The organism is Serratia sp. H1w (assembly GCF_000633355.1).
Taxonomy (GTDB): Bacteria; Pseudomonadota; Gammaproteobacteria; order Enterobacterales; family Enterobacteriaceae; genus Chania.
This window is the reverse complement of record NZ_AYMQ01000006.1, coordinates 96,003-108,724: the sequence shown is the minus strand read 5'-3', so window position 1 is coordinate 108,724 and position 12,722 is coordinate 96,003. Positions and strand designations below refer to the sequence as shown.

Here is a 12,722-nt window from a genome sequence, read left to right as displayed (position 1 = left end):
TTGTGACCGAATGCACGGAAAGCGAATGGGGCCTGATATCCCTCAACAAAGGCTCAGCTAGCCACCAAATCAACGTACCACACGGTGTAACACAGCTCATAAAATCTAACATTTTTCCTGATTGTCACCGGTGGTAAGCACCTACTGACGCCCACAGGAAAAGACGGGCCATTCTACGTTAATTTTTGCCCGGTCATCAGGTTAAACACGATATCGACGCGAATATTTTTTGCGACCCATGTCGATCGGCTCTGGCGAGGCAAAAAATTCACCCTGCCCACCAAGGATCCCGCGTTCTTTCAGCGTCTGCCATTCGTTGCGCGTACGCACGCTGGCGGCAAAAACCTTCGCATGAGTGCCTTCGCAGGCACCGGTCAAGCTCTGAACGAACAGCTGATTCTCATCCCGCCGGTCAATACTCCTTACCAACCCTGGGTGAAGCTTGACGATCTCCACCGGTAACGACTTGATATACGAGGTACTCACCACCGTCAATCCGGCCTGAGAAACCGCCAGACGACAGCCTACTCCGGTCAGCAAGCGCAGCACCGGACGCAAACGGTCGATATGTTGACACACATCTGCCTCTGCAAGTTCAATCAGAATTCGCCGACGGTGACTTTTTTCACACTGTAGCAGGGTATCGCGCAGCCAACGTTGGAAACTGCGCTGCAATAATGAATCAACACAGAGCGGAAACGCCAGCGTCTCTTCCGGCCACAGCGCCAATAAAGGAATAATCCGATTCATCTGCTGACGGTCATAGCTTTCCGCTAAGCCAAGCTGATTGATCAACGGCATATACTCGGCAGGCAACAGTTCCTGCGCACCGTCATAAATCCGGCTCATGATTTCACGGTGATGCACATCGCCGTCCACCGTCACCGCCGGTTTTTGATACAAACGCGGGCCGCCACGAGCCAGCACCTGTTCGAGCAGCGTGCGCCATTTGACACTACCACGCCCTTTCTCTGGCACATCGCTATCATAGACATACCAGCCGTTTTCACCTTGCAGCACGGCATGGCGGGTCGCCTGTTCGGCGTAATCGATGATCTCTTCCGTCGTCTGGCCGCTGCGATAGGCAACAATACCGATGTGCAAGAACGCCTCGCGGTCGATCAGTGCCGTTGAGGGCAAGGAATCGATCGCGTTGACCAGTTGTGCCGCAATGCCATCCGCCTCTTTCAGCGTGCGGTGAGGCAGCAGAACGGTAAAATCACTGTGGAAATAGCGGGCCAGCAAGGCGGCAGGGTAGCGCATGACAAAGGTGGACAGCAGGTTGACCAACGAATACATCAGATCCTGCACCGCAGCGTTACCATGCACGTCACGCAGGGTATCGAAATCCGGCAGGCGCACCATCATGACGATGCCATGCGACCCTTCATCCTCCAGCTGAGTGGTGAGCTGGTTATCAAAGAACAGACGGTTATTGAGGCCGGTTTTCGCATCCTGGGCGGCAAAGGCCCGGATCAAGGTATCAACCCTGCTGCGCTCCTCCCGAGCTTCAGCCAGATCGGCCAGCAGGCGGTCTAGCGCCCCGCTGACGCTGGCGGGCCATTCACGGACATCGCCCTTCAGCACCTGTTCGCGCTCACCGTTAAGAATGCGCCGTGCCCGGCGCTCCAGGCGATCTTCACCTATCGCCTGTTCGCGTAGCCAGCGTAAGCTGAACAGCAGGATCACGACCATGATGACGATCGACACCGTTACCGCCGCCGTGGACTGCAATGAGCGCACGTCACTGGCGAAGGGATCGAGATAGGTAACACTAACCCGGGTACCAGGGTGATGCATCATGGTCAGCGAGGTCTGTCGGTAGCCGGTCAGCGATGCCCAGGGGGCTTTGAGGGTCGGTAGGCTGTAGGAGAAAAGGTTGCTGGTTTCGGTGTCTACGTGAATGGCGACGATGCCTAGCGGCCGCATCACCAAGGGTAGCCAGTTTTCCTGTGCTTGTAGCGGTTCAAGCAACATGGCCTGATCGATTGAGGTAGCCAGCGCTTCAAAACGGCGCTCCAGGCGCTCCTGAGTCACGTAAAAGAAACTGTATGAACACCCCATCAGCATCAAGAACATAGCCAATGCGACGAGCAGGGTGATTAGAGCAGAGAGTTTGGTGGTAAATCTCATCCCTGTGCCTTCTGCGCGATGATAAAATGAAGAGTCACCTTTTGATGTGCAAAGGCCCCGTTCCTGCTCGATTGAATACAACGCAATACCCTGATTTTAAAAATGATGAAACAATTCCAATTTCTTTGCCAAGCATCAGGTTAGCTTTACCAAGCTATCAAGCCTAGCCGACGAAGAAAACCATTAAGCACTATTTTTTTGTCCTTTATCAGGACAGGCTTTTTTATTATGCATATAGTCAGACAATACCGGACTACACATTCATATAATATATGAAAAACAGGGGAACAATGACATGCGTGTATTATTGTTGGAACAAGTTGGCGATCAAACCCTGGCACAAGTCAAGGATATCGATAGCGACCGGCTGCCAGAAGGGGACGTGACGGTCGACGTCAACTGGTCCAGCCTTAACTATAAGGATGCCCTGGCGATCACCGGCACGGGGAAAATCATCCGTCACTTCCCAATGGTTCCTGGCATCGATTTTGCCGGCCAGGTCCACAGCAGTAAAGATCCGCGTTTTAAACCAGGCCAGAGCGTGGTGCTCACCGGCTGGGGCGTGGGTGAAAATCACTGGGGCGGATTGGGCGAACAGGCCCGCGTCAGCGGCGAATGGCTGGTGCCGCTGCCAACAGGGCTGTGTGAACGCAAAGCGATGATCCTCGGCACCGCCGGTTTTACCGCCATGCTGTGTGTGATGGCGCTGGAAGAAGGTGGTGTGAAACCGGAAGACGGCGACGTGCTGGTCACCGGAGCCAGCGGTGGCGTGGGCAGCACGGCGGTCGCCCTATTGTCCGCGCTAGGCTATAGCGTCACCGCCATCAGCGGGCGCGACAGCAATACCGACTATCTGAAATCCCTCGGAGCCAAAACCGTCCTGCCCCGCAGCGATTACATTGAAACCCCGCGCCCGCTGGAGAAACAGCTGTGGGCCGGGGCCATCGACACCGTCGGCGACAAGTTGCTGGCTCGCGTGCTGGCACAGATGAATTACAACGGCACCGTTGCCGCCTGCGGTCTGGCGGGAGGCTACCAGTTGCCGACTACCGTCATGCCGTTCATTTTGCGTAACGTGCGTCTGCAAGGCGTTGATTCAGTGCAGACGCCACTGCACCGTCGCCAAACCGCCTGGGAACGTCTGGTCGGGATCCTGCCTGAAAGCTTCTACGAGCAAGCCACGCGGGAAATTCAGTTGGAAGACGTGCCTGCCGCAGCCAGCGCGCTGATGAACAATCAAATCACTGGCCGTACCCTGGTGAAAGTCCGTTAATCATCAGCTGTAAGGGGGCGCGGGTTGCGCCCCACAACAAATTCCCTCTTGTTTACCTCTCTTTACATCCATCCTCTCGCAGAAAGTTGGCTTTCACGCCATGCTTAGAACATCACTTGCGGAGAACAAACCATGAAACAGCAGCGAAAACTGACCGAGGCCGATGTCACGCCGGAAAGCGTGTTCTATCAGCGGCGCAAGGTACTCCAGGCGCTCGGGATCACCGCCGCCTCGCTGGCTTTGCCCATTCAGGCGCAGGCCGATTTACTGTCCTGGTTCAAAGGTAACGATCGGCCCCCTGCCCCGGCAGGCAAACCGCTGGATTTCAGCAAGCCCGAAATCTGGCAAGCCAAGCTGGCGCTGACGCCCGAAGAAAAAGTCATGGGGTACAATAATTTCTACGAATTTGGCCTGGATAAAGCCGATCCGGCAGCCAATGCGGGCGATCTGAAAACCGCAGGTTGGCAGGTGAAAATCGACGGCGAAGTCGGCAAGCCCATCACGCTGGATATCGACGATTTGCTCAAACGATTCCCGCTGGAGCAACGCATTTATCGCATGCGCTGTGTCGAAGCCTGGTCGATGGTGGTGCCGTGGATCGGCTTTGAGCTGGGCAAGTTGCTGAAACTGGCCGAACCCAACAGCAACGCGCGCTACGTGGCTTTTCAAACGCTGTACGATCCCGAGCAAATGCCCGGCCAGAAAGACCGTTTTATCGGCGGTGGCCTGAAATATCCCTACGTCGAGGGCCTGCGTCTGGATGAGGCCATGCATCCGCTGGCCCTGTTGACCGTTGGCGTGTATGGCAAAATGCTGCCTCCGCAAAACGGTGCTCCGATCCGCCTGATCACCCCGTGGAAGTACGGGTTCAAGGGTATCAAATCCATCGTGCAAATTACCCTGACCCGTGAACAACCACCCACCACCTGGAATCTGTCCGCTCCCAACGAATATGGCTTTTATGCCAACGTGAACCCCCATGTCGATCATCCGCGCTGGTCGCAGGCCAGCGAACGCTTTATCGGTTCCGGCGGCATTCTGGATGTACAACGCCAGCCGACACTATTGTTCAACGGTTATGCCGAGCAGGTGGCTTCGCTGTATCACGGCCTAGATTTACGGGAGAACTTCTGAGTGCGTTTAACCCCCAAGCAGATCACCTGGCTAAAAGTCGCCATCTACCTGGCGGCATTCCTGCCCTTTTTGTGGTTGGTGTTGGCGGTCGATCAGGGCTGGTTCAGCGCCGATCCGGCCAAGGATATCCAGCATTTTACCGGCAGGATGACGCTAAAATTGTTGTTGGCCACCCTGCTCGTCACCCCGTTGGCCCGCTACACCCGCCAGCCGCTGCTGATCCGTTGCCGCCGCCTGCTGGGTTTGTGGTGTTTTGCCTGGGGAACCCTGCATCTGGTAAGCTACTCGACGCTGGAACTGGGGCTGAACAACATTGGCCTGCTGGGGCGTGAGTTGGTCACCCGCCCCTATCTGACCCTGGGGATCCTCAGTTGGCTGATCCTGCTGGCCTTGGCGGCCACCTCAACGCTATGGGCGCAGCGCAAATTGGGGGCCAACTGGCAGAAGCTGCATAACTTCGTCTATCTGGTGGCGATCCTGGCGCCAATCCACTATCTGTGGTCGGTTAAAACCTATTCGCCGCAGCCTTTTATTTACGCATCGCTGGCGTTGCTGTTGTTAGCGCTGCGTTACAAGAAATTCCGCTCGTGGTGGCGTAAACCGCGGCAAAACCGGCAAGATTGACGGTAAAAAACCGCCACGGTGGCGCGGAACTTTTCTGTGTTCTACCCCTCATAATCCAATAGCGGCACTAGCGGTTTGCCGATTTAGGGTTGAATATCTTCGCTGATAAGACCAGTATTTAGCTGCGAATTGCTACGATATCGTTATAATGCCCGACCTTGACCCTGTTGCTGCGGTAAAATCTGCGCGTAACAGGTGACAAATCGGTGACATCGGGTTATTTTCTACGATGATGGTTTTATTGCCGGAGATACCAGCACAATGGCGGATAAGTTTCACATTTTGCTTCTGAACGGCTCCAATCTGAATCTGCTGGGGACGCGCGAGCCGGAAAAGTACGGCAGCGCCACGCTGGCAGAGATTGTTAACGGATTGGAAAACCAGGCGCTCGCGCTAGATGTCACCCTGAGCCATTTGCAGTCCAACGCCGAGCATGCGCTCATCGATCGCATTCATCAGGCACGCGGCAATACGGATTTTATCCTGATTAACGCTGCCGCGTTCACGCACACCAGCGTGGCGCTGCGCGATGCACTGTTGGCAGTGCAGATCCCGTTTATCGAGATCCACCTGTCCAACGTGTATGCTCGTGAGCCTTTCCGCCATCACTCCTACCTGGCTGATATCGCGGTAGGCGTGATTTGTGGCCTCGGCCCGGATGGCTACACATTTGCTTTACAGGCAGCGGTTCGCCGTTTGTCAAAAACCCACTAATTGCTACACAAAAAGAGTACGGAATCACACTCATGGATATTCGTAAAATCAAGAAACTGATCGAACTGGTTGAAGAATCAGGCATTTCTGAACTGGAAATCTCTGAAGGCGAAGAGTCGGTTCGCATCAGCCGTGCCGCACCGGTGCAGGCTTACCCAATGATGCAACAGTACGCAATGCCAGCCCAGCAGCAACCTGCTCTGGCCGCCGCCGTTGCCCCTGCTGCCGCAGAAACTCCAGCAGCACCAGCGGCCATGAGTGGCCATATCGTTCGTTCACCAATGGTAGGCACCTTCTACCGCACGCCTAGCCCAGACGCGAAATCCTTCGTGGAAGTGGGCCAGAAAGTGAACGCAGGTGATACTCTGTGCATCGTTGAAGCAATGAAAATGATGAACCAGATCGAAGCGGACAAATCCGGTGTGGTTAAAGCAATTCTGGTAGAAAACGGCCAACCGGTTGAATTTGACGAGCCATTGGTCGTCATCGAATAACGAGGCGCACCATGCTTGATAAAATTGTTATCGCCAACCGTGGCGAGATCGCGCTGCGTATCCTACGCGCTTGTAAAGAACTGGGCATCAAAACCGTTGCCGTTCACTCAAGCGCCGACCGCGATCTGAAACACGTTCTGCTGGCGGACGAGACCGTCTGTATCGGTCCTGCACCTTCGGTTAAAAGCTATCTGAACATCCCGGCCATTATCTCCGCCGCCGAAATCACCGGCGCCGTGGCGATCCACCCGGGGTATGGCTTCCTGTCTGAAAACGCCGATTTCGCCGAGCAGGTAGAGCGCTCAGGCTTTATCTTCATCGGCCCACGTGCCGAAACCATTCGCCTGATGGGTGACAAGGTTTCAGCCATCAGCGCGATGAAAAAAGCTGGCGTACCTTGCGTACCTGGTTCCGACGGCCCGCTGACCGATGACATGGACAAAAACCGTGCCTTCGCCAAGCGCATCGGTTATCCGGTGATCATCAAGGCTTCCGGCGGCGGCGGCGGTCGCGGCATGCGTGTTGTGCGCGGCGACAAAGATCTCGAACAGTCCATCTCCATGACCAAAGCGGAAGCCAAAGCGGCTTTCAACAATGACATGGTGTACATGGAGAAGTACCTGGAAAACCCACGCCACATCGAAATTCAGGTGTTGGCAGACGGCCAGGGCAACGCGATCTATCTGGCTGAACGTGACTGCTCCATGCAGCGCCGCCACCAGAAAGTAGTCGAAGAGGCACCAGCACCGGGGATCACCCCAGAGCTGCGCCGCTACATCGGCGAACGCTGTTCAAAAGCCTGTGTGGAAATCGGCTACCGCGGTGCGGGTACCTTTGAGTTCCTGTATGAGAACGGCGAGTTCTATTTCATTGAAATGAACACCCGTATCCAGGTAGAACACCCGGTTACCGAAATGATCACCGGCGTAGATCTGATCAAAGAGCAGCTGCGTATCGCTGCCGGTCAGCCGCTGTCGATCAAACAGGACGAAGTGAAGGTACAAGGCCATGCGGTAGAATGCCGTATCAACGCCGAAGACCCGAACACCTTCCTGCCAAGCCCAGGCAAGATCACCCGCTTCCACGCCCCTGGTGGTTTCGGCGTGCGTTGGGAATCGCATATCTACGCTGGCTATACCGTGCCACCGTACTACGATTCCATGATCGGCAAACTGATCACCTACGGTGAAAACCGTGACGTGGCGATTGCCCGCATGAAGAACGCCCTGGCTGAGCTGATCATCGATGGCATCAAAACCAACGTTGAACTGCAGCAGAAGATCATGACCGACGAAAACTTCCAGCATGGTGGCACCAATATCCACTATCTGGAGAAGAAGCTGGGTCTGCAAGAAACCTGATTATCGGTTCACGATGAAGGGTTAATAAAAAACACCGCATGAATGCTTCTGCGGTGTTTTTTTATTTACAGAGTGGAGAGGGAATTTCCCCTCACCCTAACCCTCTCCCAAAGGGCGAGGGGACCGATCGCGCCATAATTGACTCCCGCACACGGGCGCAGCATGCAGCGCCCCTACGCAGTGACTTTTGTGCCTAAGTTGGAGTGAGGGGTATCACATCCATAGGCATACGCGCGCAGCACTTCCTGGATCTTGTCGATAATCAGGCTGTGCGGATCGGCCCCCCACTCTCCAGCCATCAGGCGTGGGAATTGCTGTGGGAAATATTGGCTGAGCATGCCAAGGGGAATAACGGCCCCACTCAGGTTTGCCACCAGCTTGTCGATCGCCGCGCTGATGCGTGGTTCAGGCCAGTAATAGCGGATCCGATCGGACAGGCTGTAGTGCATATCGATCATCGCCTTCGAATGACGCGGATCGTAATACTTCTTCCAATACTTGGGCTCGTCCTGCATCACGCTATCGATTACCGCCAGTACATGACTCTGGTGCTCTGCGGCGATCAGTTCCTTCTCGATCAACGCCAGGCTGAAGATCGCCTCACGCAAGGCGAAGGTCAGCGCCGGGCCGACTTTCAGGATCGCAAAGTGATCGCGCACCAGTTGGCGGAACGCTTTCGGGGTTTGATAATCCGTCGAGTGAGCCTCAAACACCAACGGCGTCGACTCAATCATTTCGGAAAGCTTGCGTGCCTGCTCCGGTTGATAATGGATCACCGTAGAATGGTCGAATTCTACCCCTGGCTGCACCACCAACCCAACCACTCGCTCCATCGCCTGTTCCAACCCAAGCCGGGCAAATGCTTGCCGATGGGTCTCGATAGTTTCGGCAGCGTCCTGTGGCCGCGTGACATGTACCTGGGCGATAGCGTGGCTTTCCCCGCCTGGTACAGGCACCTCCGTCCCTATCACATAGCTCAATGCCTGCCGTTGCTCTGGGGTAGCTGCTGCCTCTGCCACAGCACACAGCCGCGCCGCACGCTCGGCCACGACCGTTGGCGGCAACGGAACCGGATCGTCCGCACAGGACATGGACGCATCCAGATGAATTTTACTGAACCCGGCCTGAACGTAGTCGGCAATCAGGCGTTCGGCTTTCTCCATCGCCAGCTCTGCCGGTTCATCCTGCCAGCAGTTCGGCCCAAGGTGGTCTCCCCCTAATATGAGCCGTGACTGCGGGAAGCCAACCTTGGCGGCAATGGCATAAACAAACTCGCGAAAATCCGCCGGTTTCATCCCGGTGTAGCCACCAAACTGGTTTACCTGATTGGAGGTGGCCTCAATCAATACCTTACGCTGGCTGGCCAGATCAAAACGCAACGTGGCCTCAATCACTAACGGATGCGCCGAACAAACTGAACAGATACCAATAGGCTTGCCGCTTTTATGCTGCTTAATAATAGATTTCATACTCATGGCCTTTTCAGAGGTCAAAATAGTGTTTACAGCGCGCCAACTGCAACAGCCTGTTGTTGCTGCAAGAATGCGTCGATCTCGGCAAAGGTGGAGGTGCCTTCCATCGGCCCACGCCGGGTCACCGCCAGCGCGCCGCAGGCATTGGCATAGCGCAGCGCCTGAGCAACGCTGTGCCCCTGCAACCGGCAGGCAATGTAAGCGCCGCCAAAGCAGTCACCCGCGCCGGTCGGATCGACCTCGTCCACGGCATAGCTGTCAATATGCAGAGTTTCATCCGCCGAGTAATAACTGGCCCCTTGGCTACCTCGTTTCACCACCACTTCTTTAATGCCATCTTTCAGGTAACGGGCAATCGCCTCATCCAACGTGGTTTGTGAAGACAGCAGCATCACTTCGCCTTCACTCGGCATATAGATATCGGTCAGTTCCAGTACGTAATGCAGCGCATCACGCATCTCAGGGATATTGAGCATTTCCTTACGGATATTCGGGTCGAAAGATAAGGTTCCGCCGTTGGCTTTGACGATGTCCGCCGCCTTCTTCACCGCGTCCACCATATGGAAGGAAAACAGCGACGATCCCATAATGTGGAAATGCTGGCAGTCCTGTAGCAGCTCGGCGTTAACATGCTCGGCCGATAACTTCCCGCAGGCCGCGTTCTTGATATTGAAGATAAAATCACGATCGCCGTTGGAGTGGTAAGTGACAAAGGCGCTGCCGGTCGTCTCATGCGGCAGCACGCGGATACCCCGCGTATCCACCCCATCGGCCTTTAAGCGCTCGATATTCAACGTGCCAAAACCGTCATTACCCACGCAGCTGATAATGCCGCACTGCCCGCCCAGTTTGGTCACCTGGTCGATGAAGATCGCCGGAGCACCGCTGGGGAAAGGGCCATTCCATAAGCCCGGATGGGTAAATGACTGGCCAACCTGATCGGCCATGATCTCAACCAGGATCTCGCCGATGGTATAAATTTTTCTCATCATCTTGTTCCTTTTGTCATCGCTAGCCACGTTTCTTCTTGTTTCTGACGTCGACATACACCGCGATCAGGATCACCAATCCCTTAACCACCATCTGATAGAAGTAAGGCACGTTCATTAGGTTCATACCGTTATTGATTACCCCGATGGTCAGCGCGCCAATCATGGTGCCAATCACCGTGCCGTAGCCGCCATTCAGGCTGGTCCCCCCCAGCACCGCAGCGGCGATCGCATCCAGTTCATAGCTCAGTGCTGCGTTGGGCTGACCGGAATACAGACGTGAGGCCAGGATCATGCCGCTGATGCCCGCCATCACGGCGGTGATCATAAAGACCTTTATTTTCAACGCTGAAACGTTAATGCCTGAATAAACTGCCGCCTCTTTATTACCGCCGGTGATATAAATTTTGCGGCCAAAGGTGGTTTTCGACAGGATGAAGTGGTTGACGATCAGCAATACCAACAGGATCCAGATTGGGATGGGAATATAGAGGAACTCGCCGTTGCCCAGCGCCAGAAACGCTTCGCTTTGGATCATGACCGGCGTGCCGTCGGTGACGATATAGGCAATGCCCCGGAAGATGCCCATCGTCGCGACGGTAACGATAAACGACGGGATACCGGCCAGCGCGGTCAGGCTACCATTTACCAGCCCCAGCACCATCGCAGCCATAATCGACAGCGGAACCACCAGAATAAACGGGATACCAAACGACAGGCCGAGCGCGGCAAAGGTCCCCACCAAGGCAATGGTGGAACCTACCGAAAGATCGATATCCCCCAGCAACAGCACATACGTCATGCCATAGGCGGTAATGGCAATGATCGAAACCTGCAAAATAATATTGGTAATATTATTCACGCTCAGGAAGCTGTCGTTGATCACGCTGAACAGGATCACCAAGGCCACCAGGCCCGCCAATATGCCGCCATACTGCTTGGCGGCTTTTGCCAATTTACCTGGCCCGTTGAACGCCGAATGACTCTCGGCGGCCAGCACTTTGTCGCTCATTAGTTAACTCCTGTTGCTGCGGTCATAACCTGGGTTTGCGTAAGTCCATCGGTGGCAAAGATTTCGGCAATCTGCTTGGCGCGCATCACCACCAGCCGATCGCTGAGTGCCATCACTTCCGGTAGTTCGGAAGAAATCAGGATGATGGCGGTTCCCTGTGCGGCCAGTTGGCGTATGACGTTGTAGATCTCGAACTTGGCACCGACATCCACGCCGCGCGTTGGCTCGTCGAGGATTAAGATGCGCGGCACCTTTTCCAACCATTTCGACAGCACGATCTTTTGCTGATTACCCCCGCTCAGGGTGCTGACCAGCTGATGTGGCGAGCTGACCTTGATGTTCATCCGCCGGATCGCCTGCTGGGTTTTAGCTTCTTCCTGCTTATGGTTGATCAAGCTGGAACCCGCATACTGGAAGGCCACGTGGTGGGTGTTCATGCTCACGTCATGCATCAGCACCAGCCCCTCCTCCTTGCGGTTTTCCGTCACGAAGGCAATGCCCTGCTCTATCGCCTGTTTTGGGTTGCGAATGGTGACGGCAGCCTCATCGATACGGATTTCACCCTGATAGCCGGTCAGGCCAAAAATGGCCTTCATCACGTCTGAACGCCCCGACCCCACCAGCCCAAAAAAGCCCAGCACTTCGCCAGCACGCAGCGAGAAGTGAATATCGTGAAACAGTTTGTCCTGCGACAATTGCCGGACTTCCAACACCGGCACCTGCTCTGCCAGCGGTGCTTCACCGATACGTGGCGGGTAGATGTTGGTCATTTCGCGGCCAACCATCTGGGCAATCAACCGGTGAATATCGGTTTGGTGTTTATCATGGGTAGCGATGAACTCGCCGTCGCGCAGCACCGAGATATCGTCGGATACCCGCATGATCTCATCCATTCGGTGCGAGATATAAATCACCGCGCAGCCGCGTTGTTTCAGCTTGTCGATAATGCCAAACAGGATGTCGGCCTCGTTATCACTCAGTGACGAGGTCGGCTCATCCATGATCACCACGTCTGCCGGGTAGCTCAGTGCCTTGGCAATCTCCACTAGTTGGCGCTGCGCCATCGACATGGTGCCGACAATCTGCTGCGGATCGAGCGGAATGGCCAAATCTGCCAGCAGGCGTTGGCAATCATTCACCATCTGACTATCGTTAATAAAACCAAAGCGAGTAGGTTCATTATTAGCGTAGATATTCTCTGCTACGCTCATATTATTGCTCAGGCTGAGCTCCTGAAAAATAATAGCAATACCCAAGCTTCTGGAATGCTGCGGGTTATTAATGGTAACGTGCTGCCCCTTGAGAACGATCTCCCCTTTGGTTGGCGGATAAATACCTGCCAGAATTTTCATCAGCGTGGATTTACCGGCACCATTTTCGCCCAACAACGTATGGACTTTACCTTTGCGTATTTTCAGGCTGACATTCTTTAGCGCATTAACGTGGCCGAAACTTTTGGCTATTTCCGTTACCGCCAGCACCGTATCCGTCATTATTTCCTCCGCTCACGGTTGCC

The 12,722-nt window shown here is 55.0% G+C and carries 11 protein-coding genes; 6 read left to right on the top strand and 5 right to left on the bottom strand.

Translation table 11 applies throughout. The features are described from left to right. Positions 1-201: 201 nt before the first annotated feature. Positions 202-2,133, bottom strand: coding sequence for an RNase E specificity factor CsrD (gene csrD, locus U869_RS0101780; protein ID WP_025122728.1), 1,932 nt, complete (start codon positions 2,131-2,133; stop codon positions 202-204). 295 nt (positions 2,134-2,428) lie between these two features. Here csrD and U869_RS0101775 point away from each other — a divergent pair, with 295 nt between their 5' ends. From U869_RS0101775 to accC, 6 genes are all read left to right on the top strand, one after another. Beyond that, positions 2,429-3,406 carry an MDR family oxidoreductase gene (locus U869_RS0101775; RefSeq protein ID WP_025122729.1) on the top strand — a complete coding sequence of 326 codons (978 nt, stop codon included), beginning with the start codon at positions 2,429-2,431 and terminating at the stop codon, positions 3,404-3,406. 132 nt (positions 3,407-3,538) lie between these two features. Then, the gene (gene msrP / locus U869_RS0101770; RefSeq protein WP_025122730.1) at positions 3,539-4,540 is read left to right on the top strand and encodes a protein-methionine-sulfoxide reductase catalytic subunit MsrP; all 1,002 of its coding nucleotides are present in this window, start codon (positions 3,539-3,541) and stop codon (positions 4,538-4,540) included. Continuing rightward, on the top strand, positions 4,541-5,164 hold the full coding sequence (gene msrQ / locus U869_RS0101765) for a protein-methionine-sulfoxide reductase heme-binding subunit MsrQ (RefSeq protein ID WP_025122731.1): 624 nt from the start codon (positions 4,541-4,543) through the stop codon (positions 5,162-5,164). Positions 5,165-5,425: 261 nt separating this feature from the next. Then, a complete protein-coding gene (gene aroQ / locus U869_RS0101760) occupies positions 5,426-5,878 on the top strand; it encodes a type II 3-dehydroquinate dehydratase (RefSeq protein WP_025122732.1) in 453 nt (150 codons plus the stop codon). Between the two features lie 32 nt (positions 5,879-5,910). Next, positions 5,911-6,372: an acetyl-CoA carboxylase biotin carboxyl carrier protein gene (gene accB, locus U869_RS0101755; RefSeq protein WP_025122733.1), complete on the top strand. Its 462-nt coding sequence runs from the start codon at positions 5,911-5,913 to the stop codon at positions 6,370-6,372. 11 nt (positions 6,373-6,383) lie between these two features. After that, positions 6,384-7,733 (top strand): acetyl-CoA carboxylase biotin carboxylase subunit, encoded by a 1,350-nt coding sequence (gene accC, locus U869_RS0101750; protein ID WP_021180772.1) that lies wholly within the window; start codon positions 6,384-6,386, stop codon positions 7,731-7,733. A gap of 173 nt (positions 7,734-7,906) precedes the next feature. Here the strand turns inward: accC and gatZ are convergent, their stop codons facing one another. Genes gatZ through U869_RS0101730 form a run of 4 tightly spaced genes read right to left on the bottom strand, consistent with a single transcriptional unit; the run spans position 7,907 to position 12,699 of the window. Further along, the gene (gatZ, locus tag U869_RS0101745) at positions 7,907-9,202 is read right to left on the bottom strand and encodes a tagatose-bisphosphate aldolase subunit GatZ (protein WP_025122734.1); all 1,296 of its coding nucleotides are present in this window, start codon (positions 9,200-9,202) and stop codon (positions 7,907-7,909) included. Positions 9,203-9,234: 32 nt separating this feature from the next. Continuing rightward, positions 9,235-10,194, bottom strand: coding sequence for a sugar kinase (locus tag U869_RS0101740; protein WP_025122735.1), 960 nt, complete (start codon positions 10,192-10,194; stop codon positions 9,235-9,237). A gap of 22 nt (positions 10,195-10,216) precedes the next feature. Further along, positions 10,217-11,206, bottom strand: coding sequence for an ABC transporter permease (locus U869_RS0101735; protein ID WP_025122736.1), 990 nt, complete (start codon positions 11,204-11,206; stop codon positions 10,217-10,219). Beyond that, the gene (locus U869_RS0101730; RefSeq protein WP_025122737.1) at positions 11,206-12,699 is read right to left on the bottom strand and encodes a sugar ABC transporter ATP-binding protein; all 1,494 of its coding nucleotides are present in this window, start codon (positions 12,697-12,699) and stop codon (positions 11,206-11,208) included. Before U869_RS0101730 ends, U869_RS0101735 begins: the two co-directional genes overlap by 1 nt. Positions 12,700-12,722 lie beyond the last annotated feature (23 nt).

Excerpts from the sequence above, each read along its gene's own strand:
- csrD (WP_025122728.1), bottom strand. The coding sequence starts at position 2,133 with ATGAGATTTACCACCAAACTCTCTGCTCTAATCACCCTGCTCGTCGCA.
- U869_RS0101775 (WP_025122729.1), top strand. The coding sequence starts at position 2,429 with ATGCGTGTATTATTGTTGGAACAAGTTGGCGATCAAACCCTGGCACAA.
- msrP (WP_025122730.1), top strand. The coding sequence starts at position 3,539 with ATGAAACAGCAGCGAAAACTGACCGAGGCCGATGTCACGCCGGAAAGC.
- aroQ (WP_025122732.1), top strand. The coding sequence starts at position 5,426 with ATGGCGGATAAGTTTCACATTTTGCTTCTGAACGGCTCCAATCTGAAT.
- accB (WP_025122733.1), top strand. The coding sequence starts at position 5,911 with ATGGATATTCGTAAAATCAAGAAACTGATCGAACTGGTTGAAGAATCA.
- accC (WP_021180772.1), top strand. The coding sequence starts at position 6,384 with ATGCTTGATAAAATTGTTATCGCCAACCGTGGCGAGATCGCGCTGCGT.
- gatZ (WP_025122734.1), bottom strand. The coding sequence starts at position 9,202 with ATGAAATCTATTATTAAGCAGCATAAAAGCGGCAAGCCTATTGGTATC.
- U869_RS0101740 (WP_025122735.1), bottom strand. The coding sequence starts at position 10,194 with ATGAGAAAAATTTATACCATCGGCGAGATCCTGGTTGAGATCATGGCC.
- U869_RS0101735 (WP_025122736.1), bottom strand. The coding sequence starts at position 11,206 with ATGAGCGACAAAGTGCTGGCCGCCGAGAGTCATTCGGCGTTCAACGGG.
- U869_RS0101730 (WP_025122737.1), bottom strand. The coding sequence starts at position 12,699 with ATGACGGATACGGTGCTGGCGGTAACGGAAATAGCCAAAAGTTTCGGC.